The following is a 24,394-nucleotide window of genomic DNA, read 5'->3' as shown; positions in this document are numbered from 1 at the left end:
CAGGGCAGACAAGTAGGCTCGAGAATGTCCAAGGCATCGCACCAGCAAGCGCTCTACGAACTCATCTGTCGTTATGCTCAGGCAGTCGACCAACGCGACTGGGCGGTGCTGTCCCGCCTGTTTACCCCCGAGGCAACGCTCAAGGGGCCGGGATTCAGCTTCGATGGCGTCAGCGCCATCGTCGAAGGCATGAACGGCCTGGGTCACTACAGCAAGACCCAGCATCACATCCATAACCACCTGGCTGAAGTGGATGGCTTGCAAGCCAGTGCGGAAACCTACTGCGTGGCCAACCATATCTATGAGACCGAGGGTATCGAGCGCAAGCTCGACTGGGGCATTCGCTACCGCGACCGTTTCGCCTGCATGGATGGCATCTGGCACTTCACGTACCGCGAGCTGTTGCTCGACTGGAGCCAGGACCTGCCCCTGCGAGGAGCCCCACATGAAACGCGTTGAGAACAAGGTCGTGCTTATCACCGGCGGCGCCAGCGGCGTTGGCAAGGCCGATGCCCTGCTGCTGGCCGCCGAAGGCGCCCGTGTGGTGGTTGCCGACGTCAACTGCCAGGCCGGCCAGGGCGTGGCCGATGAGATCGGTGCGCATGCCCTGTTCATCGAACTGGATGTGGCCGACGAAACACACTGGCAACGAGCGATCGCCAAGACCCTGTCCCACTTCGGGCGCCTGGACGTGCTGGTCAACAATGCGGCGATCTGCCCGCTGGGGACTATCGAGCAAGCCAGCCTGGAACAGTGGCGCAACGTCATGCGGGTCAATGCTGACGGCTATTTTCTCGGCTGCAAGTACGCTGTCGAGGCGATGAAAAATAATGCCGCGGGCGGCTCGATCATCATGATGTCTTCGGTCGCGGCCCTCGCCGGCCTGGCGCCGATGTGCGCTTACAGCAGTTCCAAGGGTGCGGTGACCGCGCTGACCCGCAGCGTGGCCGTCCATTGCAAGCAGCAGGGCTACCGCATCCGCTGCAATTCGGTGCACCCGGACGGCATCTGGACCCCGATGACCCAGGCCATGGTCCCCGACCTCGACCCGGTAGCCCTGGGCATCGGCGACAACCCCATGGCGCGCATGTGCATGCCCAAGGACGTGGCCGACCTGGTGCTTTTCCTCGCCTCGGATGAATCGCGCTTCATCAATGGCGCCGAGCTACGCATCGACAACGCGCAGCTGATTTCCGGTATCGCTTGATGTTCCACCAACAAAAAAAATCTCTGACAAAGGAACCACACATGAACATGCTCAAAGGCAAAGTTGCCCTGATCACCGGTGGTGGCCAAGGGGTCGGCCAGGGAATCGCCTATGCCCTCGCGGATGAAGGTGCAACGGTCGCAGTGGCAGGCCGCACGCGCGTCACCCTGGAGCAAACCTGTGCAGAAATCCGTCGCCGTGGCGGCACCGCGCTGGCCGTGGAATGTGACGTGATGAGCCAGGCCGACATCGATCGCTGCGTCGCCCAGGTAATAGAAGCCTTCGGCGGACTGAACATCCTGGTCAACAATGCCCAAATCGTGCCGTTAGGCAGCATCCTCGAGGTCAGCGACGAAGCCTTCATGCAGGGCATCGACTCGGGCCCCATGGCCACCTTGCGCCTGATGCGGGCCTGCTACCCCTACCTCAAGGGCGACGGCGCGGTGATCAACCTGGCCTCCTCGGCGGCGGTACGCTGGGACGCATCGGGCTACGGCCATTATGCCGCGACCAAGGAAGCAATCCGCGCCCTGAGCCGTGGCGCCGCTTGCGAATGGGGGGTGGTTGGCATCCGTGTCAACGTCATTGCGCCGCATGCGCTATCACCGGGCCTGCGCGGTTGGGTCGAAAACAACCCGCAAGAGGCCCAGGCCTTTTTCAGCAGCATCCCGTTGCGCCGGGTCGGCGATTGCGAGACCGACATCGGTCGCACCGTCGCCTTCCTGGTCAGCGACAACGCACGTTACCTGACTGGCGCGACCATCCCGTTGGATGGTGGCCAGGCTTACTGGGGTTAATCGAGGAGCAACTGTATGCAACGTTTAGCAAACAAAGTCGCCATTATCACCGGCGGGGCCCGCGGTATGGGCGCACAGACCTGCCGACTGTTCGTCGAGCACGGCGCGCAGGTAGTCATCGCCGACCTGCTGGAAGCCGAGGGCCAGGCCCTGGCCAGTGAACTGGGCGACGCCGCCAGCTTTCGCCGCCTGGATGTCAGCGACGAGGGAAGCTGGCAGCAACTGGTGAACGAGACGGTAGAACGCCTCGGGCGCATCGATGTATTGGTGAACAACGCCGCCGTGCTGGTCTTCGGCTCCCTGGAGCAACTGTCCAAGGCCGACTTCGAGCGGGCGCTATCGATCAACCTGACCGGTACCTTCCTTGGTATCCATACCGTGGCGCCAATCATGCGTGCGCAGCGCGCCGGCTCGGTCGTCAACATCTCCTCGGTGGACGGCTTGCGCGGAGTCAACGCCCTGGCCGCCTACGTCTCCAGCAAGTGGGGCGTTCGCGGGCTGACCAAGGTTGCGGCGCTGGAGCTGGGCCCGCATGGCGTGCGAGTCAATTCGGTGCATCCGGGCGGGGTCGATACGCAAATGTCCAACCCCACCGGCGCCCCGCGCGACTCGCTCAACAACCAATACCGTCAGGTACCGCTGCAGCGCATCGGCGCCCCGGAGGAAATTGCCCACGCCACGCTGTTCCTCGCCAGCGACGACGCCAGCTACTGCAATGGCAGCGAACTGTCGGTGGATGGCGGCGCGGCGGCTGGTTGCTACTACGAAGGCTTGCCGGGTTCGCCCATCTGAATCATGAGGCCCCCATAGAAAAGACCCGCACGTCGTGCTGGCCTCAGGCGACCCCCGCCTTTCAAGCGGGGGAAACTTTTAATCGTGTGACTCACCTGCCGACACCGGCCATGCAGGACAAGGCCGGTGTCGGTTGTCTCTAGCCGCGGTACTGACTCACCACTTCGTTCACCGCACGCTGGATATCCTGGCGCACGTAACCGAGCAATTCGGCGTCCTGCGCGTCGGGCTGGTAGCTGATGGTGTTGCCACGCCCCGTATAGAGGGCCATGTCCGGTAGCAGCGGGTGCTCCTGGTCCAGAGATGGCATCTCGGCGTCGTTGCCGACAGCGCGCAGGAAGGCCTGGAAGTATTGGGCGTAACTGAGATTCTCGTCCCCTACAAGGTATGCCTTGCCCGATTCGCCGCGCTGCAGTGCACCCCAGATTGCCTGGGATAGCGAGCGAGTAGAGATGAAGTTGCTGCCACCCGCCGGACCGTAGAACGGCATTGGCGCGAACTTGCCTTCAGCATAACGGGTGTAGGCCTCGAACATATCCACCTTGAGTCCCGGCACCATCCCTACAACGAAGGGCGCGTTGACGCTGCAGACTCTGAAGTCCGGCCCGGACAGTGCTCTTGCACCGTCATCCGATAGATGACGCGAGCGCACGTACGGGATGCTGTCGATCAACTCCGGTGCCACTTGAGGATAAAAGCTGCCCACCAGCACCGCCTGCTTGATCCCGGCGCTACGAGCCAGCTCGAAAAAGCGCGGGATGGCCTCGACATTCGCGCGTTGCCAGTGAGCATCGATATCACCCTCCTGCGGAACGTGGCGGATGTCGCTGCCGGCAGCGAACACCAGGGCATCGAAGCTGGCCAGCTCGTCCCGGCTGAGGGTACCCGCGATGTAGTCGCACTGCAGTTGTTTCAACTCGGCGAGGGCGCTGCTTGCGGCCGCCGGTTTACGGCCGGCGATAGTCACGTCGTTACCCTGGTCCTTGAGATAGAGGGCAGCATGACCACCGATCAGGCCGGTCCCGCCAATTACGAGAATCTTCATCGAATATTCGCTCCTGCTTGAGCCCGAAGTCGGGCCGTTTTTTGGGGGGGGAAGCGCCAGGGCAACGCCGGGCGCGCACAGCTCAGATAACGCGTGCGGGGTGCTGTCGCCGAGGAGCACCGAGCATCTCGCGATAGGACGGTGGCTGACGTCCGGCCTCATCGCTGATGCCATAGCCCAGGGCCAGCTCGGCGCTGATCAGGGTCTGCCCGGAGAGGCTGGCCAGTTCCGGGGCATCGAGCAGCGAGCGGATCACTCGACCGTTGAATTCCGGAGTTTCTGCCATGGCCATGAAGGCATCGTATTGGTCGGTGCGCTCCGCTCCGGCAATAGCCGTGCGTTCGGTACGCTGCGGGCCGAGCCAGAGAGATATCGCGGCAACGCCGGTGCCCTCGAAGTCCACCGCCATATCCGCGGCCAGCTTGTCGCAGCCGGCCTTCTGTGCACCATAGGCCGGACCGTGCATGTAGCAGCCGGCGCCGAAGGAGGACACAAACGCAATCAGGCCATGTCCGTTACGCACCAGCAGGGGCGCGGCATGGTAGCTGGCGACATAGGCCGAGCGCAGACCGACGTCGAGGATGTCCATCAACTCCAGGGGTTTGTCCCAGAACGGCCCTGGATCTATCAGGTTCTCGTGGAGCAAGGCGGCGTTGTTTACCAGAAGGTCGAGACGCCCCTGCTCGCGTTCGACGCGGGCGAGGAGTTCGCGTACCTGTTCATCGTCGCGGTGGTCACAGGACACAGCGATGCCCTTGCCTCCAGCGCGAGTCACTGCCTCGGCGGTTTCCGCCAAACTACCAGGCAGCGGCTGACCGCGCAGCTGGCTGGTGCTGGCGGTGGCTGAGCGGGCACTGAGGTAGACGGTCATGCCCGCCGCACCGAGGGCGATGGCAATGCCCTTGCCAACGCCGCGGCTGGCGCCAGTGACAACCGCGATCCTGGAGTTATCCGATTTCATCTGTGCTTCCTTATTATTGTTGGTGGTGATGCGCAGCCCGTCAGTGCGGGGTCAGAAATTGAGACCGTTACCGCTGGCCTGCTCCACCGCCAGTGACCAGTACTGTTTTGCCTGTGAAGTCCATCATCCCGCTACCCTCGTTGGCTTGTCGTTTCGGCGATTGTTTGCCGGCGCTACCGGGGCGGCATCGTCCTGAGGGACTACCTCGAATCCAAAGGGCGCACAGCCGCATCAGACGGTGCTGGCATGCAGAAGGCGGTCTTTCTACACCTAGTCCGGTAGGACGATGAGGACGTACAAGCGTCGACTCCATAGTCATGTCGCAGCGTTCACACCCCGACACATACCGACCGGGTAATACCTGGCTCAGGTAAGAGGACGACATGATAAAAACAATAATCGCCCAGCAACCCCTGCGTTCCGCCGCTCGCTTGTCTCTGGCCATGTTGGCCGGTGGGCTGGCTGGTCAAGCCCATGCCTTGAGCTACCAGCCCAGCGAAGATTTGAAGGTCCAGTGGAACACCAACCTCACCTATGGCCTGGCCTGGCGCACCGAGTCCCGCGACAAGCAGTTGTCCGATGGTTTCCCCAACCCTTTGATCGCCAACATCGACGACGGCAACAACGCCTTCGACCGCGGTAGCCTGATCAGCAATCGATCCAGCTTCCTCACCGAGATAAACCTCAACTGGCAACAGGATTACGGCCTGTTCATGCGCGCCAGCGGCTTCTACGACGACGTCTACAACCGCGACAACGACAACGACACCGGCACCTCGAACTGCTTCGTCGGCGGCGAATGCTCAAGTGCCAAGCACTTTTCCCAGGAGACCATCGACCAGCACGGACGTGATGTACGTCTGCTCGACTCCTATGTATACGGCAGCTGGAACCTGGGCGGGCACGACGTCAACCTGCGCCTGGGCGACCAAGTGGTCAGTTGGGGTGAAAGCCTGTACATCGCCAACGGTATCTCCGGCGCGCAAAGCCCGGCCGACGCCACCAAGGCCAATACCCCCGGAGTCGAGGTCAAGGAGATCTTCCTGCCAGTGGGCCAGCTGTTCGGCCAGATCAGCGTGACCGATAACATAGGCCTGCAGGCTTACTACCAATACGAATGGCGCAAGACCGAGATCGACGGCGTCGGCAGCTTTTTCTCGGTCACCGACCAGATCGACGAGGGCGGCTTCACCGATGCCTTCGGCCTGACCCACCGCCTGAAGGACGACAAGCCCAGCGACAAAGGGCAGTACGGCGTGGCCATGACCTATATGGCCGAAGCTCTGAACAATACCGAATTCGGTTTGTACTACTCGCGCTTCCATGACAAGGCACCGCAGCTGGATTTCCTCAGCCACTGGAACGAAGCCGCTTACCTGGTGCGTTACTTCGATGAAGTCGACCTGTTTGGCGCCAGCTTCTCCACCGTACTTGGCGAAACCAACGTCAGTGGCGAGATCAGCTACCGCGACGGTGCGCCCGTGATGGTGGATACCGGCCTGGTGCCTTACTCGGTACGAGGCGAGACCCTGCAGACCCAGGTGTCCTTCGTCCACATGCTGAGCAACACCTGGGTGGCCGACACGGTCAACCTCACCGGTGAAGTGGGCTACAACCGCGTCCTGCAGAACGACAAGGCGCCAAGTTTCAATGTGTTCGTCGCCGATGGCACGGGCGGGTTCGCCTCCCTCACCACGCCGAACACCGACACGCTGTTCAACGACACATCGTCTTGGGGCTACACCGTCGGCGCCACCTTTTCCTACCTGAACCTCATCAATGGCTGGGATATGAGCATTCCCCTTGTGTTCAGCCAGGCGGTCAACGGCGACTCCTCGCTGCTCGGCAGTTTCGGCATGGGTGAGGGAGACAATCGCCTGGGTGTCGGCGTCAGCTGGAGCTACCTCAACAACCTGACCCTCGATACTCGTTACAACGCCTTCCTTGGCGACGCCAAGGACACCCCGCTGGCCGATCGCGACAACCTCGCCATCAGCGCCAAGTACAGCTTCTAACTCAGTGCGCCGGAGAATCCACATGCATATTCAGCACAAGACCCTATTGCTCAGCGTGTTGCTTGCCAGCAGTTTCAGCAGCGTCGCACTGGCCAAATCAAGCCCTGAAGAGGCCGCCCGTCTGGGCCGCGAACTCACCCCCATGGGCGCGGAAAAAGCCGGCAATGCCGATGGCAGCATTCCCGCCTGGAGCGGCAAATGGCGCGGTGCACCGCCCAACCTGAACTACGCCGGCAGCGGCAGCCAGTACCCGAATCCCTACGCCGATGAGAAACCGCTGTTCACCATCACGGCACAGAACATGGCGCAATACGAAGGCAAGCTTTCCGACGGCCAGAAAGCCCTGTTCCGGCACTACCCGCAGACGTTCAAGATGCCGATCTACCCCAGCCATCGCGATTTCCGCTACTCGGAAAGGGTCGAGAGCAACATTGCGAAGAATGCTGTCGATGCCGAACTGATCAGCGATGGCAACGGCGTGACCAATGCCATTGGTGCCTCTCCCTTCCCCATCCCGAAAAATGGCTACGAGCTGATGTGGAACCTCAACCTGCCTGCCCGGGCCTGGAAGGAGGACGCCGTCTACACCATGGCCCTTACCCTGTCCAACGGTGAGCGCTCGCTCGAGTCCATGGACTACAAGATCTACTCGGTCTGGGACGACCCCAAGGAAAGCGTCGGTAGCTCCGGCGGCGTACAGGCCTACGCCATGGTGTCCACCCTGGAACCTGCGCGTAAAAAGGGCGAGATCATCCTTGCCCACACGTTCACCGACCCCATGGCCTCTCCATCCCAGGCCTGGCAATACGTTCCTGGCATGCGTCGGGTACGTCGAGCCCCCACCGTGGCCTACGACACCCCCTTCGGTGCCGGTGGCTTTCGCGTGATGGATGAAGACCGCCTATTCAACGGCGCGCCGGATCGGTACGAGTGGAAGTTGCTCGGCAAACAGGAGATGTATATCCCCTATAACAACAACAAGCTCGACGATCCCGGCCTGAAGCTCGACCAGTTGCTGGCTACCAAAGGCCACGTCAATCCCGATTACATGCGTTACGAGTTGCACCGTGTATGGGTTCTGGAAGCCAACCTCAAGCCCGGCAAACGGCACGTCTATGGCAAGCGCAGGCTCTATATCGACGAAGACTCGTGGATCGGCGTGCTGGCCGACAACTACGACGGCAAGGGCGCCCTGTGGCGCAGCAACATGCAGACCACGGTGTACGCCTACGACATGCAGGGCTTCCAGGCGCGCCTCGCGATGTTCCATGACCTGATCGCCGGTTCCTACCTGACCGACCGCCTGCTCAATGGTCAACCCCCCGCTCGCCTGAACAGCAGCAGTTTCGAAGCGGACTATTTCACCACTACCAACCTACGCAAACTCGGGCGCTGACAATCAGAGCCACTGCCCGAACGCCACGCGGTCGGGCAGCAGGCTCACACGACATGAGGTCCATATGCTACGTCCCCTGAGCCTTGAAGAATTCAGCGGCATGCTCGGCAGCCTTTACCAGGGGCCGCTGGAAAGTATTCCCTGGAGCACCTTTCTAGACCAACTCAAATGCTCGATGGGGGCCAAGCACGCCACCCTCACCCTGCGACCGCCGAGCCAGCACGTGGACGGTCTGAGTATCAACACTGCCGGTTCCTCGGCGGCGATGTCAGCGTCCTACAATCAGTACTTCTACACCCTCGACCCCTTCACCGACCTGCCCAATCGCCAAGTCGTCATCTGCACCGAATTCGTTTCCGAGAAGGACTGGCTGGAATCCGAGTTTTACAAGGGGTTCCTGGAACCTGTGGATGTGTTCCATATCCTTGGAGCCGACATCAACACCAGCCTTGGCTCCAAATGCCGGATCCGCATCTCCCGCGATCGCGCCAGCGGGCCATTCAATCAGCAGGACAAGGAGTTTCTTGCCTCGTTCCTGCCGCACCTTGAACGTACAGTCATCCTGCACATGTGCCTCAACCGCATCGAGAGTGAACGCAACCTTTATGCTGGCGCCGTCGACAAACTGGCTGTGGGCACCATCATCCTCGACCAGGACGGAAAGGTCCTGCAGAGCAATCGACTCGCCCAACGCCTGCTGGCGGAAAGGGACGGTATCGAACTGGTCAACGACGGTCTGCAAGTGGGGACGGTGCGCGATTGCCAGGAATTCCACAAACTGATCGATCAGGCCTTGCTCTCGCAGAAGGGCAAGAACCCCTCGCTGGTCAAGGCCATGCGCGTGCAACGTCCTTCCGGGCGGGTCAACCTTGGCCTGATCGTGCGCCGCGTGCAGCAAAGCGAATGGAGCGACGGCAGATACTGCCCGGCAGTGGTCATTTTCATCAGCGACCCTGCGCAGAAATCCACCGCCCTTGAAGAAATCGTCCGGTCGCTGTTCGACCTGACGCCTGCCGAAACTCACCTGACCTTTCAGTTAGCCAATGGCCAGACCATTGATGAAGCCTCGGAGGAACTCGGCATCAGCCGCAACACGGCACGTGCGCAACTGCGTTCTATCTTTTCGAAAACCGGGGTCACCAGCCAGACCTTACTGGTGCGCTTGATTCTGCGTAGCGTCGCCACCCTCGGTTAAGCGGCCGCCACGCACGATAAAACGGGTTTCCTTTAGCGAAGGATGATTATGAAAACAAAAAAAACACTATTTATCGCCGCGCTATTGTGCGTTGCCACTTTTGGCTATGTGGCGCTTCTAGTGACAATCCCGACATTGCAGCATACAGCCATCAGTCAATGTCAAAAGTATGGATACTCGTGCTTTCTAATACCCTTCAGATTCTGGCCTTGAGTCTCTGGCTATCCTATAAGGCTGCTGGAGTTCTCCGTGGACTCGCCCCTATAAAGCTGGGCACCAACTCCCCGTTAAACTGATGCCGCGGCCAAGCGCCTAAACTCCCGTGGTGAGCGGTATTTCAGCGCGCTGTGCGGCTGCTCCTCGTTTTAACGCTCGAAGGCAATTGCCAAGTTGCGCAACACTGTTTCCCGACCAGGTTTGAGCATATGCGCGATGTAGTCGCGCTTGATCGTTTTGATGGTAAGGGGCCGGCGAACACACCCTCCGAGCCCGGCCGATAAGGGCGATTGTGTCCGCGTAATTTTATGCGGACGCAATTACCTTTAATGTCAGGATCGCCATGCGTGAACGTAAGTCCTACACAGCATCCTTCAAGGCCCAAGTCGTCCATGAGTGCGAGCAGTCCGTCGTTTGCGTGGCAGCCATCGCGATGAGTCATCGTATCAACGCTAATGTCGTGCGCCGTTGGCTGCCGCTTTACCGTGATCAGCAGGCTGTCGCGCTACCAGCTTTTATCCCTTTGAAAGTCGAATCTTAACGATTGGCTGAAGCGCCGGCGATCATTGAATTACCGCTTGGCCAGCAAACGCTCACGGTGAAGTGGCCAATTTCCGATCCTGAAGGGTGCGCCCGATTCATTCGTGGGCTCACCAATGATCCGCATCGATGCCATCTGGCGCGCCACCGAGCCCATGGACATGCGTGCTGGCACCGAGACCGCGCAGGCCAGGGTGATCGCGGTGTTCGGTGCGGCGAAGCCGCACTGCGCTTATCTATTCGCCAACTGCCGCGCCACTCGCATGACAGTCCTGGTGCATGTCGGGTTTGGCATCTGGCTGACTGCTCGCCGATTGAATCAAGGTAAGTTTCACTGGCCTGGTATTCGCCAAGGCTCTGAACTTGAGTTGGATACCGAGCAACTTCAGGCTTTAGTGCTGGGCTTGAGTTTCTGAAGAAGTTCATCGAAAAGAACGAAATAGTGCAGTTGCTGAAAGACCTTTAGCTGGACTGCCAGGCCAATCGACAGGGTCGGACTCTTAGCTGTGTTATTGACCCATTCGATCTCCGAATCAGACAGGGAATAGCTTCGATGAAGCTCCTTGGTGTGCAACTGACTGGGGTAAGAGAGAGTAGATCTGTTGTTGAGTACTTCTAGCTGCAAGCAACCGCTTTGCGAGTAGGGTGTCCACCGACCACGTTTGGCTGATGACTGCCCTTGATGAGAGGCCGCTTTTGGCCGATTTCTGCCTGTCGCCACAGTCAGCTTTAGGTCGTCCTCTGCCGGTCAAAAATCAGGAGCGTGAGCAAGCGCAATTCAGGTGAATGTTGAATGCAAACAGCTAGATAGAACTAGGTAATTAGCCACCAGTCTCAGCCAGCGTGAGATGAACTAGGCTTCCGGCAACATTTCTCAAGGATGACCGTCATGCCAGATAGCTCAGACTGTAAGATCGCGACGGCTGACGCTCTGACATTGCTCCTCCACAATCAACACGCCCTAGGTGCAGCAATAGAAGAAATAACCAAGTGGCTTTTAGAAAATGGGGTTGGCAGTGTTGCCGCTAATGCGATATCGGCCATGGAAACGCTGGACACAAATGCTCAAGCCATCACAGATTCCATAATGAGGATACGCCAGTCTTAGATCACTCAGTGCAGTCTAAGGCTGCCCTCTGATCTGAATCGGTCTCTGATTTTATAGGCACATTTGACCGATAGTGGGACGAGTAGCGACGGTCTAGCACGACCGTCACAATGAATGGTCAGACTTCCGTCTGCTCCGCCATTTCCAAGGCATCATCGACCTCGACTCCCAGGTACCTAACAGTGCTTTCAAGCTTCGTATGACCTAGTAAGAGTTGGACGGACCTCAGGTTCTTTGCCCTGCGATAGATCAAAGAAGCCTTGGTTCTCCGAAGCGTGTGAGTACCGTACATGGTTGGATCAAGGCCAATGGCTGCCACCCAATCTTTGACTATTCGAGCGTATTGTCTGGTGGAAAGATGGTCTGAGGCGTGCAACCAGCTCGGGCACAAGAAATCCTTGCTGCGAAGGCACTTTTGAGCAGGAAATCAGCGCAGGGGCAATCGTGCCGTTCCCCGCCTATGACCCTGCCCTGCGTACCCGTTATGCCTTCAGCCACCTGAAAGAGCGCTCACTGCCACCCGCGGTAGAGATTTAGAGCCAGTCTCTTACGGGCTCTGCTTGGAGATATGTGGCGGATACGTGGAGGTTCATACCCGAAGAGGAAAACGTTCCTCCCTATTAACGATGCAATCGTGCACGCCTCGCACCCGATGCTCTTGAACATCCCGCGTTGGAGCACTCTACGTTAATTCCCCTCCCTCTCGACCAGCGGATAATCGAAATCCTCAGTGGGGCAAAAAGTGGGGCAAAAATCAGCTCCGCGCAAAAACAATAAATCATAAAAAAATCCAGTCACCGCTAAGTGACTGGATTTCTTAAAGAATAAATGGTCGGGACGGAGTGATTCGAACACTCGACCCCTAGCACCCCATGCTAGTGCGCTACCGGACTGCGCTACGCCCCGACTAGGCGTGTTACCCGCTCCTCATCTCGAGGAACGCTCAAGAATATATCGCAAGCTTTTGAAAACTGGAAGTATTTAAAGCAGGAATTTATTTCTTGAGTACCACCAGAACATCTTCGAGCTCGGCGATCATCTGGCGGATCATTTGCTTGTATTGAGTGGTGTCGTCTTTGGCTTCATCACCGGACAAGCGCAGGCGCGCTCCGCCGATGGTGAACCCCTGATCATAAAGAAGCGCGCGGATCTGCCGGATCATCAGCACGTCCTGGCGCTGATAATACCGGCGGTTTCCGCGGCGCTTGACCGGGTTGAGCTGAGGAAACTCCTGCTCCCAGTAGCGCAGCACGTGTGGTTTTACCGCACACAGCTCGCTGACTTCACCAATGGTGAAGTAGCGTTTGCCCGGGATGACGGGGAGCTCGTCGTTATGACTTGGTTCCAGCATAAGCCTCAACTCGGGCCTTCAACTTCTGCCCTGGACGAAAGGTGACCACACGGCGAGCCGTGATCGGGATTTCTTCCCCCGTTTTCGGATTGCGGCCAGGCCGCTGGCGTTTGTCCCGAAGGTCGAAATTGCCGAAACCGGACAATTTGACTTGTTCGTTGTCTTCGAGAGCGTGCCTGATTTCTTCAAAAAACAGTTCGACCAATTCCTTGGCCTCCCGTTTATTCAGGCCCAGCTCTTCATACAGACGTTCCGCCATCTCAGCTTTCGTCAGAGCCCCCATACGTCACTTCCTTAACGTGGCGTTCAACCTTTGTTCGAGCGAGGTGAGGATGTTTTGCGTTGCGGTATTCACCTCATCGTCATTAAGAGTGCGCGATGGATGCTGCCAGGTCAAGCCGACTGCGAGGCTTTTTCTATCAGGATCAATGCCTTTACCCTGATACACGTCAAATAGCCTGAGGTCTGTCAGCCATTCGCCTGCATTTTCACGGATTACGTCCAGTACAGCCGTGGCTGCAATATCTTTGTGCGCAATCAGTGCAAGGTCACGACGCACTTCAGGAAAGCGCGATAACTCGTGGAATTTAGGCATTTTGCCCGACGCGACTTCCGCCAGAACCAATTCGAAGACGAAGACCGGACGGTCGAGACCGAGGGTTTTCGACAATTCGGGGTGGATTGCGCCAATGAAGCCGACCAGACGACCATCGCGTTCGATGCGTGCGGTTTGACCCGGGTGCAATGCCGGGTGCTTGCCTGGCACGAAAGTGAACGCATCCAGGGCACCGGCGAAGCCCAGCACCGCTTCCACGTCAGCCTTGACGTCAAAGAAGTCGACGGTATCGCGACCCTGCGCCCAGCCTTCCGGCAAGCGACTGCCGCAAACCACACCGGCGAGCATCGGCTCTTGCTTCAAACCTTCGAGCTGACCGACAAAACGCAGGCCGCTTTCGAACAGGCGTACGCGATCCTGCTGGCGGTTCAGGTTGTGCTGAAGCGCCTTGACCAGACCCGGCCACAACGACGAACGCATGGCGGCCATGTCATTGGAGATCGGATTGGCGAGCAGCAACGGCTCAACACCCGGATTAAACAGTTCGAACTGTTTCGGATCGATGAAGCTGTAGGTAATTGCTTCCTGATATCCACGGGCAACCAGCAGGCGGCGCAGTTCAGGCAGGTCGCTACGGGCTTCGGCCTTGGCTTGCGGCGCCAGACGCGCTTGCGGATAACGAACCGGCAGACGGTTGTAGCCATACAGGCGTGCCAGTTCTTCGATCAGGTCGACTTCCAGACTGATATCGAAGCGATGGCTTGGCACTTCTACGCGCCACTGCCCTGCCCCGTCGGCAGTAATGGCCAGGCCCAAGGCATTGAGCAGGCGCTCCACTTCAGCCGAATCCATTTCCATACCCAGCATCTGGGTAATGCGCTGGGCACGCAGGGTGACCGGAGCAATTTTCGGCAGGTGCTGTTCGCTGACGGTCTCGATGATAGGACCCGCTTCACCGCCGGTGATTTCCAGCAGCAGGCCAGTCGCGCGCTCCATGGCCTCGCGGGCCAGTTGCCAGTCCACGCCACGCTCATAGCGATGGGATGCATCGGTGTGCAGGCCATAGGAACGGGCCTTGCCTGCTACGGCGATCTGGTCGAAGAAGGCACTTTCCAGGAACACATCACGCGTGGTCGCGGACACACCGCTGTGCTCGCCACCCATGACGCCGGCGATTGCCAGTGCGCGGGAGTGGTCGGCAATCACCAGCGTATCGCTGCGCAGGCTGACTTCCTGACCGTCGAGCAGCACCAGCTTCTCGCCCTCTTCGGCCATGCGCACACGGATGCCGCCGTTGATTTCGGCGAGATCGAAGGCGTGCAGTGGCTGACCCAGCTCCAGCATCACGTAGTTGGTGATGTCGACGGCAGCATCGATGCTGCGCACGTCGGCGCGACGCAGACGCTCTACCATCCACAGCGGCGTAGGCTTGGACAGGTCGACGTTACGGATCACACGACCCAGATAACGCGGGCACGCGGCAGGTGCGAGCACTTCTACCGAACGTACTTCGTCGTGGGCGGCAGGCACCGAAGCCACTACCGGACGGCTGACCGGAGCGGCGTACAAAGCACCCACTTCACGAGCCAGGCCGGCCAGGGACAGGCAGTCGCCGCGGTTCGGGGTCAGGTCGACCTCGATGCTGGCGTCTTCCAGGTCCAGGTAAACGCGGAAATCTTCGCCCACCGGCGCATCGGCCGGCAGTTCCATCAGACCGTCGTTACCTTCACCGACCTGCAGCTCGGATTGCGAGCACAGCATGCCGTTGGATTCAACGCCACGCAGCTTGGCCTTCTTGATCTTGAAGTCACCTGGCAACTCGGCGCCGATCATGGCGAAAGGAATCTTCAGGCCCGGGCGCACGTTGGGCGCACCGCAAACCACCTGGAAGGTTTCCGAACCGTTGCTGACCTGGCATACGCGCAGCTTGTCGGCGTCCGGGTGCTGCTCGGTGCTCAGCACCTCGCCAACCACCACGCCACTGAAAACACCGGCGGCCGGCGTAACGCTATCGACCTCAAGACCGGCCATCGACAGACGAGCAACCAGCTCGTCGCGACTTACCTGCGGGCTAACCCAGCCACGCAGCCATTGTTCACTGAATTTCATCCTGCTCTCCTAAGAATTCGTTACGACTAGCGAAATTGCGCGAGGAACCGCAAGTCGTTGTCGAAGAACAGACGCAAGTCGTTCACGCCGTAACGCAGCATGGCCAGACGCTCAACGCCCATGCCGAAGGCAAAGCCCGAGAACTCTTCCGGATCGATACCGGACATGCGCAGCACGTTCGGGTGAACCATGCCGCAGCCCATCACTTCCAGCCAGCCGGTCTGCTTGCAGACGCGGCAGCCTTTACCGCTGCACATCACGCATTCCATGTCGACTTCAGCGGATGGCTCGGTGAACGGGAAGTAAGAAGGACGGAAACGCACCGCCAGCTCTTTTTCGAAGAACACCCGCAGGAATTCTTCGATGGTGCCTTTGAGGTCGGCGAAATTGATGTCGCGATCGATCAGCAGGCCTTCGACCTGGTGGAACATCGGCGAGTGGGTGATATCGGAGTCGCTGCGGTATACGCGGCCTGGGCAGACGATGCGGATCGGCGGCTGCTTGGACTCCATGGTGCGGACCTGTACCGGCGAGGTATGGGTGCGCAACAGCATGTTCGCATTGAAATAGAAGGTGTCATGCATCGACCGGGCCGGGTGATGGCCTGGGATGTTGAGCGCTTCGAAGTTGTGATAGTCGTCTTCGACCTCAGGGCCTTCGGCGATGCCGTAGCCGATGCGGGTGAAGAACTGTTCGACGCGTTCCAGAGTGCGGGTAACCGGATGCAGACCACCGGAGGTCTGACCACGGCCAGGCAGGGTCACGTCAATGGACTCGGCGGAGAGTTTGGCAGCCAGATCGGCTTCTTCAAACAATGCCTTGCGCGCATTAAGGACCTCTGTGACACGCTCCTTGGCAACGTTGATCAGCGCACCGACCTGCGGACGCTCTTCTGCCGGCAAATTCCCCAGGGTCTTCATCACCTGAGTCAATTCACCCTTCTTGCCAAGGTAGTGAACCCGGATTTGCTCCAGGGCATTGATATCTTCAGCGCTTTGCACAGCCTCTAATGCTTGAGAGACGAGCGCATCCAGGTTTTCCATGTACAGACTCCAGATACAAAATAGGGGAAGAGCTTGAAGGCTCTTCCCCTATTTATGACGTTTAACACCTGACCCCACAGATGCGAGGCCGGGTGACTGTCGGGGGTACTTAAGCCAAGGTGGCTTTAGCTTTCTCGACAATCGCAGCAAACGCCGCTTTTTCGTTCACTGCCAGATCAGCCAGAACCTTACGGTCGATCTCGATGGACGCTTTTTTCAGGCCGGCGATGAAACGGCTGTAGGACAGACCGTTGATACGAGCACCAGCGTTGATACGAGCGATCCACAGAGCGCGGAACTGACGTTTTTTCTGACGACGGTCACGGTAGGCGTATTGGCCTGCCTTGATTACCGCTTGCTTGGCAACACGGAATACGCGGGAGCGTGCGCCGTAGTAGCCTTTAGCAAGTTTCAGAATTTTTTTGTGACGCTTACGGGCAATGACGCCACGCTTTACACGAGCCATGAGTTACTTCCTCTATTCTTGACTAAAATTAACGAAGGCGCAGCATGCGCTCGACTTTTGCCACGTCAGACGGATGCAGCAAGCTGCTACCGCGCAGTTGACGCTTACGCTTGGTCGACATTTTGGTCAGGATGTGGCTCTTGAAAGCGTGCTTGTGCTTGATACCGTTAGCAGTTTTCAGAAACCGCTTAGCAGCACCACTTTTGGTCTTCATTTTTGGCATGTTCGGATACTCCGCATTCAGTTGATAAACATAATCAGAAGGCCTGCCGTGCCCTGTTGATTACTTCTTCTTTTTCGGGGCGATGACCATGATCAGCTGGCGTCCTTCCATCTTAGGATGCTGTTCGACCGAACCGTACTCGAGCAAGTCACCTTCAACTCGCTTGAGGAGTTCCATCCCCAGCTCCTGGTGGGCCATCTCACGGCCGCGGAATCGCAAGGATACCTTGGCCCTGTCCCCGTCACTCAGGAAACGTACCAGGTTGCGCAGTTTTACCTGGTAATCCCCTTCCTCCGTCCCTGGACGAAACTTGATTTCTTTAACCTGAATCTGCTTCTGGTTTTTCTTGGCCGCAGCAATCTGCTTCTTCTTTTCGAAGATCGATTTGCCGTAGTCCATCAGTTTGCAAACAGGTGGTACTGCATCGGCGGAAATCTCCACCAGATCCAGCTTGGCCTCTTCAGCCTTAAGAAGCGCGTCTTCGATTGACACAATCCCGAGCTGTTCACCTTCAGCCCCAATTAACCGAACCTCGCGTGCCGAGATATTCTCGTTGATCGGGGCTTTCGGTGCAGTTCGTTTATCTTGTCTCATTTCACGCTTAATAATAATTACTCCGAATCTTGGCGACCACGCCGGGAAACCGCTTGGGCGAGGAACTCAGCGAACTGGGCGACGGGCATCGAGCCCAGGTCAGCACCTTCACGAGTACGCACAGCGACAGTCTGCATCTCGACTTCCCGATCTCCGATAACCAAGAGATAAGGAACCTTGAGCAAAGTATGCTCGCGGATTTTAAAGCCGATCTTTTCATTTCTCAAGTCAGACTTGGCACGAAACCCGCTTTCGTTGAGAGTTTTTTCCACTTCGGCGGCAAAATCAGCCTGTTTATCAGTGATATTCATCACCACTGCCTGGGTCGGAGCCAGCCACGCAGGGAACGCACCCTCGTAGTGCTCGATCAGGATTCCGACGAACCGCTCGAAGGACCCCAGGATCGCCCGGTGCAACATCACCGGGTGCTTGCGGCTGTTGTCTTCGGAGACGTATTCGGCTCCCAGACGCACAGGCAGGTTAAAATCGAGCTGCAGGGTACCACATTGCCAGACGCGACCGAGGCAATCTTTCAGCGAGAACTCGATCTTCGGACCGTAGAACGCACCTTCGCCCGGCTGCAGATCGTACGGCAGGCCCGCGCTGTCAAGGGCTGCGGCCAGTGCCGCTTCGGCGCGATCCCAAAGCTCGTCGGAACCGACGCGTTTTTCCGGACGAGTGGACAGCTTCATCTCGACATCTTTAAAGCCGAAATCGGCGTAGACGTCCATGGTCAGCTTGATGAACGCGGCGGACTCGGCCTGCATCTGCTCTTCGGTGCAGAAGATGTGGGCGTCGTCCTGGGTGAATGCGCGCACACGCATGATGCCGTGCAAGGCACCCGATGGCTCGTTACGGTGGCATGCACCGAACTCGGCCAGGCGCATCGGCAGCTCGCGGTAGCTCTTCAGGCCCTGGTTGAACACCTGCACGTGGCAAGGGCAGTTCATTGGCTTGATCGCGTAGTCGCGGTTTTCCGACTGAGTGGTGAACATGTTGTCGGCGTAGTTGGCCCAGTGCCCGGATTTCTCCCACAGGCTGCGGTCAACCACTTGCGGCGTCTTGATTTCGAGATAGCCGTTGTCGCGCTGAACCTTGCGCATGTATTGCTCGAGCACCTGGTACAAAGTCCAGCCGTTCGGGTGCCAGAACACCATGCCCGGCGACTCTTCCTGGGTGTGGAACAGGCCCAGGCGCTTGCCGATCTTGCGGTGGTCGCGTTTTTCGGCTTCTTCGATGCGCTGGATGTAAGCCGCCAGTTGCTTCTTGTCCGCCCATGCGGTGCCGTAGACGCGCTGCAATTGCTCGTTCTTGGCATCGCCACGCCAGTAGGCGCCGGACAGCTTGGTCAGCTTGAAGGATTTAAGGAAGCGGGTGTTCGGCACGTGCGGACCGCGGCACATGTCGACGTATTCTTCGTGATAGTACAGGCCCATGGCCTGTTCGTTCGGCATGTCCTCGACCAGGCGCAACTTGTAGTCTTCGCCACGGGCCTTGAACACTTCGATCACTTCGGCACGCGGAGTGACTTTCTTGATCACGTCGTAATCTTTCTCGATCAGCTGCTGCATGCGCTGTTCGATGGCCGCCAGGTCGTCCGGAGTGAAAGGACGCTCGAAGGCGATGTCGTAATAGAAACCTTCGTCGATGACCGGACCGATGACCATTTTGGCGGTCGGGTACAACTGCTTGACCGCATGGCCAACCAGGTGGGCGCAAGAGTGGCGAATGATCTCCAGCCCCTCTTCATCCTTTGGCGTGATGATTTGCAGCGACGCGTCGCTGTCGATGATGTCGCTGGCGTCGACCAGCTTGCCATCGACCTTGCCCGCAACGGTGGCCTTGGCCAGGCCAGCACCGATGGATGCGGCGACCTCGGCTACGGAAACCGGGTGATCGAATGAACGTTGACTGCCGTCGGGAAGAGTAATAGTTGGCATGGCGCCTCCTCTCCTAGTGGTGACCCCTACCAAAGGTCACGTGGGTTGGGATGAGCCAGTACAAGATCCGGTCCAGGCCATTCAATGACGAACGCCTGCCTTACAGCGGCAGGAGCCTTGCGGCCAACCGGAAAACCGAACCAGAGTGACTGGGATTCAAATCAGGGTTAATCGCGCATCTGCCGCCACCGGGACTGAAGGTCCGCCGGAGCCTGCAAACGCCCGAGCGGGGCATGCTAGCACAGATGAACGGTGGTAGCTGCGCAGAGGCTTTCCAACGCGGCAAATCAGCCGTTTTTATGCCAGAGTGATGAACTTGAGCCGCGCGTTAGCGCTCAGATAAAAGACATTGACCTCAAAGGAGCATCCTGGCATGCGTCTGAATCGTTTATTCGCTGTAGTCGCACCAATCGTTCTGCTGCTGCCGCTGGCCGCCCACGCCGAATGGCCAAAAGGTGAACGCGAGAAGTACATGTCTCAGTGCGTGCCTGCGGCCGCGCAAAAAATCGGTGAAGCCGCGGCCAAAGCCCACTGCGCTTGTGGTGCGGATGCAATCAAGTCGTTCCCGGCCAGCGACATCCAGGCATTGATGGATAACAAAGCCAGTGACGCCATGAAACAGAAAGCCTTTGACCAAATTGCAGCCTGCAAGGCTGGGAACAAAGCCAAAAAATAAGCACAGATCGGCGTTTTCAACCCTGTTTTACTGGCAAAAATCCCCCGCAACAGGCCATTCCGTACAATTTATGCAGGTTTTACAGCTTTTTTTATCGCCTTCACTTTCGGCTAGAAGCCTTATAAAACGGGGCTTCCAGCCATTTCAAGGCATAAAGAAACCACGACTGATCGGCAAACAGCTCACCCGGGGGGGTCCCAAACCGAACATTTCGACTATGATACTCGGGTGTGCCCAGTTGGCCTGAGCAGCACAGTACTACTGAAAATATATGTTTCTTGGAGATACACCATGTCTAATCGCCAAACCGGCACCGTTAAATGGTTCAACGATGAAAAAGGCTTCGGCTTCATCACTCCTCAAGGTGGCGGTGACGACCTGTTCGTACACTTCAAAGCTATCGAAAGCGACGGTTTCAAAAGCCTGAAAGAAGGCCAGACTGTTTCCTTCGTGGCTGAGAAAGGCCAAAAGGGTATGCAAGCTGCTCAAGTTCGCCCAGAGTAATTTCCAGGCGCACTAAAAAAACCCCGTCCATGTGACGGGGTTTTTTATGGGTGAAACAAAAGCCTGGGGATCAACCGCAGTTGACCCGGGTGACCACCCTGCTGGCATCGGTGTTCAGGTTCAGGCGATCGGAACGGTACTCCAGCGTCACCATATCGGTTGGCAGCAGGAACCGCGCGCTTTGCGCCCCAGCTCGGGTACGTGCCTGCTCAAGCAGCTGCGGCGATGCCTGTTTGCCGATGGTGAACTCGGCAGCCTTCGCCTCACAGCGGCTGTGACCCGTGTCAGTCGTCGCAACATCCGCAGGTGCCGACTCCGTAGAGGCAGTGCTGCAACCGGCCAGCGTGGCAACGGCCAGCAAAGTACCCAATGACGCGAGCTTCCAAGGCATGAAGCCTCCTTATTCAATGATTAGGCTGAGATCGTGCGACAACCAGACTGGCGTTTGGTTTCACAGGCAGGCAGTGCCGGCACCCTGCCCGCAATCCGGACGAGCCGCGATTCTGCCTGAGCGCCGCCCTCCCCTTAATCACTGAATCGTGACTGAATATGAACAACGCTCAATAGACGTCGATGTAGTCGTAAGGCGGATTGGGCCAGTTCTCTTTCAAGGCATTGAAGATCTGCATGACCCAGACTTCATCGCTGGCCGCGACCCGTCCGACATATCCGGAGCCCTTGGCCCAGGTTTCGAGCCGGAACAACAACCCGTCGATATCGGTACCGCCCACGACACCCGAGGAGATGTAGGCAATGCCTCCCTTGGTGACCCGCAACTGGGTGTGCTCATCGTCACTGGCGCCGGCCAGCAACTGACGCACGGCCTCGAGGGTCAGGCCATCCGGGGAGTTCAAATCGATCTGCACAGCGTGCTCCTTGAAAATTCGACAGAGACCAAGTGTCGCATAGCCCTTCTTTCATGCCTAAGTCGACGTGTCAAAAGCCCCGCAAAATGGTTAACTCGGCACTCAGACTTCCCCCGACTTCACGAGTGCCATCATGACCACCGTAAGTATCGACGCTGACATCAAGGCAAAGTGGCAGGACGGCCACAGCTCCTACAGTCCAAGCAGCACGGAAGAGCTTGCCATTATCGGTATCGACCTGCTGGTCAGGGACCTTGGAACCGAAGCCGCCCAATCGTTCATCGAGCAGATTTTCGAGAAGCACCTGTCGGACCAGAAGGGCGACGCTGCCAGCGGGCGGGAGTGAACCCCGCAGGCAGGCACCTGCGGGGCATGCAGCTTATTTCAGACGGGCCAGACGCTCGGTCAGCAGATCGAAGAAGCCCTGGGCATCGCCGCTTTCAACCCAGAACGCATTCTTCGGCGCTTTCAAGCCGTCATACCAGTCAACGATCGTTTGCCCGAAAGTCGGCCCCTCGCGGCTGTCGACCACCACATTGACCGAGCGACCGCTGAACAATTGCGGCTTGAGCAGGTAAGCGACCACCGTGGCGTCATGCACCGGGCCACCCGAAATGCCGTAGTGTTCGATATCGCCTTTGATGTATTCATTGAGAATGTCGCCCACCAAACGGCTGGCGTTGTTGTTCAGCGCCGCAATCTGTTGCAGACGCGCTTCGCTGGTCAGGATCTTGTGGGTCACATCCAGCGGCAGGTAGGTCAGCTTCACGCCACTCTTGAGTACCACTTCGGCGGCTTGCGGATCGGCGAACAGGTTGAATTCGGCCACCGGCGTGATGTTGCCGCCGTTGAAGTGCGCACCGCCCATGACCACCACTTCCTTGATGCCCTGGACGATACCTGGCTCCTGGATCAGCGCCAAGGCCAGGTTGGTCTGCGGGCCAAGCATGGCGATGGTGATGCTGTGGGGCTCGGCAGACTTCAGGGTATCGATCAGATAAGTGATGGCACTGCCCTTGGCCAGGCCTTGTTTGGGCTCATGCACGGCAATGCCCGAGAGCCCTTCCATGCCATGAATGTTCTCGGCATAGATGGGTGTGCGCATAAGGGGTTTCGGCGCGCCCGCAAAGACCGGCACTTCTTCACGCCCCGCCCACTCCCGGGCCAGTCGCGCATTGCGCGAAGTCTTGTCCAGGCGAACGTTGCCCGCAACGGTGGTCAATGCCCGGACATTCAGCTCGTCCGGCGACGCCAGGGCGAACAACAAGGCAACGACATCGTCAGCCCCCGGATCGGTGTCGATGATCAAGTCGATTTTTTGTGCCGCCTGGGCGTTCGTTGCGGTAATCAGGGACAAAAGCAGCAGACTCCGGAGCAGTTGGTGCAGTTTCTGAGCATAGCGATACATGGCGCACTCCTTGTGCATGAGAAATCCAAAGGCAGGCAGTCCGTCAAAACGTAACCCCGGCGAACAGCACGATGTTGCAGTACGGCTGGCACTCGCCTGTACGAACAATCGCCCTTGCCTCTCGGCTCAGGACCTTGAATTGTTCATGGCTGAGCACCTCACGGCGCCCCAGTGCGCATTCACCGTTCAGTTCATCCAGGGCGATCAGGGCCGACGGTTTTTTATCGAAAATTTCCTGAGCCAGCACATGGCTTTCCACCTGCATCTCACTGAGCACCACCTTCAAGGTGCTGACAAAATCCGGAATGCCCTGGGTCAAGGCCAGGTCGATCAATTCAACGCCCGGTGGAACCGGCAAACCGGCGTCACCAATGACGACCATGTCGCCATGCCCCAATGAGGCGATCAGCCGCGACAAGGCGATGTTGAGCAAGGGTGTCTTTTTCATGGAGTTTTAAACGCCTGCACATCGCTCAAGGCGGGAATCGAAGGTTGCGCGCCGGCACGGGTGACCGACAGCGCCGCAGCCACCTGCCCGAAGCGGATCGCCTGTACCTCATCCTGCCCCGCAGCCAACGCCGCAGCGAAACCACCGACGAACGTATCGCCCGCCGCCGTGGTGTCGACTGCCTTTACGACAGGCGCGGGGAAATGTTCGAAGCGCTGGCCATCGGCAAACAGCGAACCTTGCGCACCGAGGGTGATGATCACCTTGCCGGCGCCCAGGGCAATCAGCCGGGTCGCCGCGGCTTGCGCGGATTCCAGGGAGTCCACCGACAGACCGCTCAAGGCCGACGCTTCGCTCTCGTTGGGAATCAGGTAATCGATAGATCCGTACCAGTGCGATGGCAACGGACGGCTGGCCGGCGCCGGGTTGAGGATGACCGTCTTGCCCAGCTCGCGCCCCCGCTTGAGTGCATGGCCGACGGAGGCATCGGGCACTTCCAGCTGGCAGATGAGCACGTCCGCCGCTTGTATCACCGAATCAAAACGGTCAATGGCTTCAGCGGTCAATGCGCCGTTGGCACCTGGGACGATCACGATGGTGTTCTGACTGCTGTCGTCGACCACAATCAATGCCACGCCGCTGGAACCGTCAATGGTGCTCACCGCCTGGCAATCGATCTGCTCGGCCAACAGCGCCCCGCGCAGCGCCTCACCATAGGCGTCATTGCCCACACAACCGATCATCGACACCTGGGCTCCGAGCCGTGCCGCAGCCACAGCCTGATTGGCGCCCTTGCCGCCGGAGACGGTGGCAAACGACTGACCAATCAGCGTTTCACCGCCCTTGGGCAAACGCGGCGCCCGGGTCACCAGGTCCATGTTCAAACTGCCTATTACCACTACTTTTGCTGGCATACGTTGCTACTCATCGATTCTGTT

Annotated in this window: 28 protein-coding genes, 1 tRNA gene and 3 pseudogenes; 13 read left to right on the top strand and 19 right to left on the bottom strand. The window is 58.5% G+C overall.

Features of this window, described 5'->3' with window-relative positions; translation table 11 throughout:
* Window positions 1-24 precede the first annotated feature (24 nt).
* From Q8X48_RS24975 to Q8X48_RS24960, 4 genes are read left to right on the top strand one after another with little or no spacing between them, the layout of a single operon-like run.
* Complete coding sequence (locus Q8X48_RS24975; protein WP_407800139.1) at window positions 25-459, top strand: nuclear transport factor 2 family protein; 435 nt, start codon at window positions 25-27, stop codon at window positions 457-459.
* Entirely contained in the window at window positions 446-1,207 is a 762-nt protein-coding gene (locus Q8X48_RS24970; protein WP_407800138.1) for an SDR family oxidoreductase, read from the top strand. The genes Q8X48_RS24975 and Q8X48_RS24970 overlap by 14 nt, the downstream gene beginning before the upstream one ends.
* Before the next feature lie 41 nt (window positions 1,208-1,248).
* Window positions 1,249-2,004: an SDR family NAD(P)-dependent oxidoreductase gene (locus Q8X48_RS24965; protein WP_407800137.1), complete on the top strand. Its 756-nt coding sequence runs from the start codon at window positions 1,249-1,251 to the stop codon at window positions 2,002-2,004.
* Between the two features lie 15 nt (window positions 2,005-2,019).
* A complete protein-coding gene (locus tag Q8X48_RS24960; protein WP_407800136.1) occupies window positions 2,020-2,796 on the top strand; it encodes an SDR family NAD(P)-dependent oxidoreductase in 777 nt (258 codons plus the stop codon).
* Between the two features lie 139 nt (window positions 2,797-2,935).
* Here Q8X48_RS24960 and Q8X48_RS24955 read toward each other — a convergent pair whose 3' ends face one another.
* Together Q8X48_RS24955 and Q8X48_RS24950 are read right to left on the bottom strand one after the other, a co-directional pair.
* Window positions 2,936-3,841 carry an NAD-dependent epimerase/dehydratase family protein gene (locus tag Q8X48_RS24955; RefSeq protein ID WP_407800135.1) on the bottom strand — a complete coding sequence of 302 codons (906 nt, stop codon included), beginning with the start codon at window positions 3,839-3,841 and terminating at the stop codon, window positions 2,936-2,938.
* Between the two features lie 82 nt (window positions 3,842-3,923).
* Window positions 3,924-4,802, bottom strand: a complete 879-nt coding sequence (locus Q8X48_RS24950; protein ID WP_407800134.1) for an SDR family NAD(P)-dependent oxidoreductase — start codon at window positions 4,800-4,802, stop codon at window positions 3,924-3,926.
* Window positions 4,803-5,185: 383 nt separating this feature from the next.
* Here Q8X48_RS24950 and Q8X48_RS24945 point away from each other — a divergent pair, with 383 nt between their 5' ends.
* The 3 genes from Q8X48_RS24945 to Q8X48_RS24935 all read left to right on the top strand — a co-directional run bounded on the left by Q8X48_RS24945 (window position 5,186) and on the right by Q8X48_RS24935 (window position 9,408).
* Window positions 5,186-6,817, top strand: coding sequence for a DUF1302 domain-containing protein (locus tag Q8X48_RS24945; RefSeq protein ID WP_407800133.1), 1,632 nt, complete (start codon window positions 5,186-5,188; stop codon window positions 6,815-6,817).
* A gap of 22 nt (window positions 6,818-6,839) precedes the next feature.
* A complete protein-coding gene (locus Q8X48_RS24940) occupies window positions 6,840-8,213 on the top strand; it encodes a DUF1329 domain-containing protein (protein ID WP_407800132.1) in 1,374 nt (457 codons plus the stop codon).
* Window positions 8,214-8,277: 64 nt separating this feature from the next.
* Entirely contained in the window at window positions 8,278-9,408 is a 1,131-nt protein-coding gene (locus Q8X48_RS24935; RefSeq protein ID WP_407800131.1) for a helix-turn-helix transcriptional regulator, read from the top strand.
* A 287-nt stretch (window positions 9,409-9,695) separates the two neighbouring features.
* Here the strand turns inward: Q8X48_RS24935 and Q8X48_RS24930 are convergent.
* Window positions 9,696-9,866, bottom strand: a pseudogene (locus Q8X48_RS24930) (IS3 family transposase); the annotation flags it as partial.
* 101 nt (window positions 9,867-9,967) lie between these two features.
* Between Q8X48_RS24930 and Q8X48_RS24925 the strand changes: the two are divergent.
* Together Q8X48_RS24925 and tnpB are read left to right on the top strand one after the other, a co-directional pair.
* Window positions 9,968-10,165 (top strand): transposase, encoded by a 198-nt coding sequence (locus tag Q8X48_RS24925; protein WP_407800130.1) that lies wholly within the window; start codon window positions 9,968-9,970, stop codon window positions 10,163-10,165.
* Window positions 10,166-10,280: 115 nt separating this feature from the next.
* Window positions 10,281-10,580: an IS66 family insertion sequence element accessory protein TnpB gene (gene tnpB, locus Q8X48_RS24920; RefSeq protein WP_407800129.1), complete on the top strand. Its 300-nt coding sequence runs from the start codon at window positions 10,281-10,283 to the stop codon at window positions 10,578-10,580.
* Window positions 10,581-10,582: 2 nt separating this feature from the next.
* Here the strand turns inward: tnpB and Q8X48_RS24915 are convergent.
* Window positions 10,583-10,789: pseudogene (locus tag Q8X48_RS24915) on the bottom strand (DUF4158 domain-containing protein); the annotation flags it as partial.
* Between the two features lie 264 nt (window positions 10,790-11,053).
* On the opposite strand from Q8X48_RS24915, the gene Q8X48_RS24910 reads away from it, so the two are divergent.
* Window positions 11,054-11,272, top strand: a complete 219-nt coding sequence (locus Q8X48_RS24910) for a hypothetical protein (RefSeq protein WP_056722256.1) — start codon at window positions 11,054-11,056, stop codon at window positions 11,270-11,272.
* A 118-nt stretch (window positions 11,273-11,390) separates the two neighbouring features.
* Here the strand turns inward: Q8X48_RS24910 and Q8X48_RS24905 are convergent.
* The 10 genes and pseudogenes from Q8X48_RS24905 to thrS all read right to left on the bottom strand — a co-directional run.
* A pseudogene (locus Q8X48_RS24905) lies at window positions 11,391-11,690 on the bottom strand (tyrosine-type recombinase/integrase); the annotation flags it as partial.
* A gap of 411 nt (window positions 11,691-12,101) precedes the next feature.
* Window positions 12,102-12,178: transfer RNA gene (locus tag Q8X48_RS24900), tRNA-Pro, on the bottom strand.
* Between the two features lie 88 nt (window positions 12,179-12,266).
* Window positions 12,267-12,623: a MerR family transcriptional regulator gene (locus Q8X48_RS24895; RefSeq protein ID WP_003179985.1), complete on the bottom strand. Its 357-nt coding sequence runs from the start codon at window positions 12,621-12,623 to the stop codon at window positions 12,267-12,269.
* Window positions 12,604-12,906: an integration host factor subunit alpha gene (ihfA, locus tag Q8X48_RS24890; RefSeq protein ID WP_002553164.1), complete on the bottom strand. Its 303-nt coding sequence runs from the start codon at window positions 12,904-12,906 to the stop codon at window positions 12,604-12,606. The genes Q8X48_RS24895 and ihfA overlap by 20 nt, the downstream gene beginning before the upstream one ends.
* Before the next feature lie 3 nt (window positions 12,907-12,909).
* The gene (gene pheT / locus Q8X48_RS24885; RefSeq protein WP_407800128.1) at window positions 12,910-15,288 is read right to left on the bottom strand and encodes a phenylalanine--tRNA ligase subunit beta; all 2,379 of its coding nucleotides are present in this window, start codon (window positions 15,286-15,288) and stop codon (window positions 12,910-12,912) included.
* Between the two features lie 26 nt (window positions 15,289-15,314).
* A complete protein-coding gene (pheS, locus tag Q8X48_RS24880) occupies window positions 15,315-16,331 on the bottom strand; it encodes a phenylalanine--tRNA ligase subunit alpha (RefSeq protein ID WP_007975711.1) in 1,017 nt (338 codons plus the stop codon).
* A 109-nt stretch (window positions 16,332-16,440) separates the two neighbouring features.
* Window positions 16,441-16,797, bottom strand: coding sequence for a 50S ribosomal protein L20 (gene rplT, locus Q8X48_RS24875; protein ID WP_007905879.1), 357 nt, complete (start codon window positions 16,795-16,797; stop codon window positions 16,441-16,443).
* A gap of 28 nt (window positions 16,798-16,825) precedes the next feature.
* The gene (rpmI, locus tag Q8X48_RS24870; protein ID WP_002553160.1) at window positions 16,826-17,020 is read right to left on the bottom strand and encodes a 50S ribosomal protein L35; all 195 of its coding nucleotides are present in this window, start codon (window positions 17,018-17,020) and stop codon (window positions 16,826-16,828) included.
* 60 nt (window positions 17,021-17,080) lie between these two features.
* The gene (gene infC, locus Q8X48_RS24865) at window positions 17,081-17,632 is read right to left on the bottom strand and encodes a translation initiation factor IF-3 (RefSeq protein ID WP_172435703.1); all 552 of its coding nucleotides are present in this window, start codon (window positions 17,630-17,632) and stop codon (window positions 17,081-17,083) included.
* On the bottom strand, window positions 17,632-19,554 hold the full coding sequence (gene thrS, locus Q8X48_RS24860; protein WP_007975710.1) for a threonine--tRNA ligase: 1,923 nt from the start codon (window positions 19,552-19,554) through the stop codon (window positions 17,632-17,634). The genes infC and thrS overlap by 1 nt, the downstream gene beginning before the upstream one ends.
* A gap of 373 nt (window positions 19,555-19,927) precedes the next feature.
* Between thrS and Q8X48_RS24855 the strand changes: the two genes are divergently transcribed.
* Both Q8X48_RS24855 and Q8X48_RS24850 read left to right on the top strand, forming a co-directional pair.
* On the top strand, window positions 19,928-20,230 hold the full coding sequence (locus tag Q8X48_RS24855) for a hypothetical protein (RefSeq protein ID WP_015095842.1): 303 nt from the start codon (window positions 19,928-19,930) through the stop codon (window positions 20,228-20,230).
* Between the two features lie 291 nt (window positions 20,231-20,521).
* A complete protein-coding gene (locus Q8X48_RS24850) occupies window positions 20,522-20,734 on the top strand; it encodes a cold-shock protein (protein ID WP_003179963.1) in 213 nt (70 codons plus the stop codon).
* A gap of 70 nt (window positions 20,735-20,804) precedes the next feature.
* Here Q8X48_RS24850 and Q8X48_RS24845 read toward each other — a convergent pair whose 3' ends face one another.
* Both Q8X48_RS24845 and Q8X48_RS24840 read right to left on the bottom strand, forming a co-directional pair.
* Window positions 20,805-21,125, bottom strand: a complete 321-nt coding sequence (locus tag Q8X48_RS24845; RefSeq protein WP_102674384.1) for an I78 family peptidase inhibitor — start codon at window positions 21,123-21,125, stop codon at window positions 20,805-20,807.
* 169 nt (window positions 21,126-21,294) lie between these two features.
* The gene (locus Q8X48_RS24840) at window positions 21,295-21,600 is read right to left on the bottom strand and encodes a hypothetical protein (RefSeq protein ID WP_007975706.1); all 306 of its coding nucleotides are present in this window, start codon (window positions 21,598-21,600) and stop codon (window positions 21,295-21,297) included.
* A 133-nt stretch (window positions 21,601-21,733) separates the two neighbouring features.
* On the opposite strand from Q8X48_RS24840, the gene Q8X48_RS24835 reads away from it, so the two are divergent.
* A complete protein-coding gene (locus Q8X48_RS24835; RefSeq protein ID WP_126050551.1) occupies window positions 21,734-21,946 on the top strand; it encodes a hypothetical protein in 213 nt (70 codons plus the stop codon).
* A 33-nt stretch (window positions 21,947-21,979) separates the two neighbouring features.
* Here the strand turns inward: Q8X48_RS24835 and Q8X48_RS24830 are convergent, their stop codons facing one another.
* Genes Q8X48_RS24830 through rbsK form a run of 3 tightly spaced genes read right to left on the bottom strand, consistent with a single transcriptional unit; the run spans window position 21,980 to window position 24,370 of the window.
* Window positions 21,980-23,008, bottom strand: a complete 1,029-nt coding sequence (locus tag Q8X48_RS24830) for a nucleoside hydrolase (protein WP_407800127.1) — start codon at window positions 23,006-23,008, stop codon at window positions 21,980-21,982.
* Window positions 23,009-23,051: 43 nt separating this feature from the next.
* Complete coding sequence (gene rbsD / locus Q8X48_RS24825; protein ID WP_407800126.1) at window positions 23,052-23,456, bottom strand: D-ribose pyranase; 405 nt, start codon at window positions 23,454-23,456, stop codon at window positions 23,052-23,054.
* Window positions 23,453-24,370: a ribokinase gene (rbsK, locus tag Q8X48_RS24820; RefSeq protein ID WP_407800125.1), complete on the bottom strand. Its 918-nt coding sequence runs from the start codon at window positions 24,368-24,370 to the stop codon at window positions 23,453-23,455. Before rbsK ends, rbsD begins: the two co-directional genes overlap by 4 nt.
* Between the last annotated feature and the right edge of the window lie 24 nt (window positions 24,371-24,394).

The sequence above is a fragment of the Pseudomonas sp. QLc11A genome, from assembly GCF_052112305.1.
Taxonomy (GTDB): Bacteria; Pseudomonadota; Gammaproteobacteria; order Pseudomonadales; family Pseudomonadaceae; genus Aquipseudomonas; species Aquipseudomonas laurylsulfatiphila.
Note: the sequence above shows the minus strand (reverse complement) of the source record. Positions and strands in the feature narration are given on the sequence as shown.

Bases quoted from the DNA above. Each gene is read 5' to 3' on its own strand.
- Q8X48_RS24975 (WP_407800139.1), top strand. From the start codon at position 25: ATGTCCAAGGCATCGCACCAGCAAGCGCTCTACGAACTCATCTGTCGT.
- Q8X48_RS24970 (WP_407800138.1), top strand. From the start codon at position 446: ATGAAACGCGTTGAGAACAAGGTCGTGCTTATCACCGGCGGCGCCAGC.
- Q8X48_RS24965 (WP_407800137.1), top strand. From the start codon at position 1,249: ATGAACATGCTCAAAGGCAAAGTTGCCCTGATCACCGGTGGTGGCCAA.
- Q8X48_RS24960 (WP_407800136.1), top strand. From the start codon at position 2,020: ATGCAACGTTTAGCAAACAAAGTCGCCATTATCACCGGCGGGGCCCGC.
- Q8X48_RS24955 (WP_407800135.1), bottom strand. From the start codon at position 3,841: ATGAAGATTCTCGTAATTGGCGGGACCGGCCTGATCGGTGGTCATGCT.
- Q8X48_RS24950 (WP_407800134.1), bottom strand. From the start codon at position 4,802: ATGAAATCGGATAACTCCAGGATCGCGGTTGTCACTGGCGCCAGCCGC.
- Q8X48_RS24945 (WP_407800133.1), top strand. From the start codon at position 5,186: ATGATAAAAACAATAATCGCCCAGCAACCCCTGCGTTCCGCCGCTCGC.
- Q8X48_RS24940 (WP_407800132.1), top strand. From the start codon at position 6,840: ATGCATATTCAGCACAAGACCCTATTGCTCAGCGTGTTGCTTGCCAGC.
- Q8X48_RS24935 (WP_407800131.1), top strand. From the start codon at position 8,278: ATGCTACGTCCCCTGAGCCTTGAAGAATTCAGCGGCATGCTCGGCAGC.
- Q8X48_RS24925 (WP_407800130.1), top strand. From the start codon at position 9,968: ATGCGTGAACGTAAGTCCTACACAGCATCCTTCAAGGCCCAAGTCGTC.
- tnpB (WP_407800129.1), top strand. From the start codon at position 10,281: ATGATCCGCATCGATGCCATCTGGCGCGCCACCGAGCCCATGGACATG.
- Q8X48_RS24910 (WP_056722256.1), top strand. From the start codon at position 11,054: ATGCCAGATAGCTCAGACTGTAAGATCGCGACGGCTGACGCTCTGACA.
- Q8X48_RS24895 (WP_003179985.1), bottom strand. From the start codon at position 12,623: ATGCTGGAACCAAGTCATAACGACGAGCTCCCCGTCATCCCGGGCAAA.
- ihfA (WP_002553164.1), bottom strand. From the start codon at position 12,906: ATGGGGGCTCTGACGAAAGCTGAGATGGCGGAACGTCTGTATGAAGAG.
- pheT (WP_407800128.1), bottom strand. From the start codon at position 15,288: ATGAAATTCAGTGAACAATGGCTGCGTGGCTGGGTTAGCCCGCAGGTA.
- pheS (WP_007975711.1), bottom strand. From the start codon at position 16,331: ATGGAAAACCTGGATGCGCTCGTCTCTCAAGCATTAGAGGCTGTGCAA.
- rplT (WP_007905879.1), bottom strand. From the start codon at position 16,797: ATGGCTCGTGTAAAGCGTGGCGTCATTGCCCGTAAGCGTCACAAAAAA.
- rpmI (WP_002553160.1), bottom strand. From the start codon at position 17,020: ATGCCAAAAATGAAGACCAAAAGTGGTGCTGCTAAGCGGTTTCTGAAA.
- thrS (WP_007975710.1), bottom strand. From the start codon at position 19,554: ATGCCAACTATTACTCTTCCCGACGGCAGTCAACGTTCATTCGATCAC.
- Q8X48_RS24855 (WP_015095842.1), top strand. From the start codon at position 19,928: ATGCGTCTGAATCGTTTATTCGCTGTAGTCGCACCAATCGTTCTGCTG.
- Q8X48_RS24850 (WP_003179963.1), top strand. From the start codon at position 20,522: ATGTCTAATCGCCAAACCGGCACCGTTAAATGGTTCAACGATGAAAAA.
- Q8X48_RS24845 (WP_102674384.1), bottom strand. From the start codon at position 21,125: ATGCCTTGGAAGCTCGCGTCATTGGGTACTTTGCTGGCCGTTGCCACG.
- Q8X48_RS24835 (WP_126050551.1), top strand. From the start codon at position 21,734: ATGACCACCGTAAGTATCGACGCTGACATCAAGGCAAAGTGGCAGGAC.
- Q8X48_RS24830 (WP_407800127.1), bottom strand. From the start codon at position 23,008: ATGTATCGCTATGCTCAGAAACTGCACCAACTGCTCCGGAGTCTGCTG.
- rbsD (WP_407800126.1), bottom strand. From the start codon at position 23,456: ATGAAAAAGACACCCTTGCTCAACATCGCCTTGTCGCGGCTGATCGCC.
- rbsK (WP_407800125.1), bottom strand. From the start codon at position 24,370: ATGCCAGCAAAAGTAGTGGTAATAGGCAGTTTGAACATGGACCTGGTG.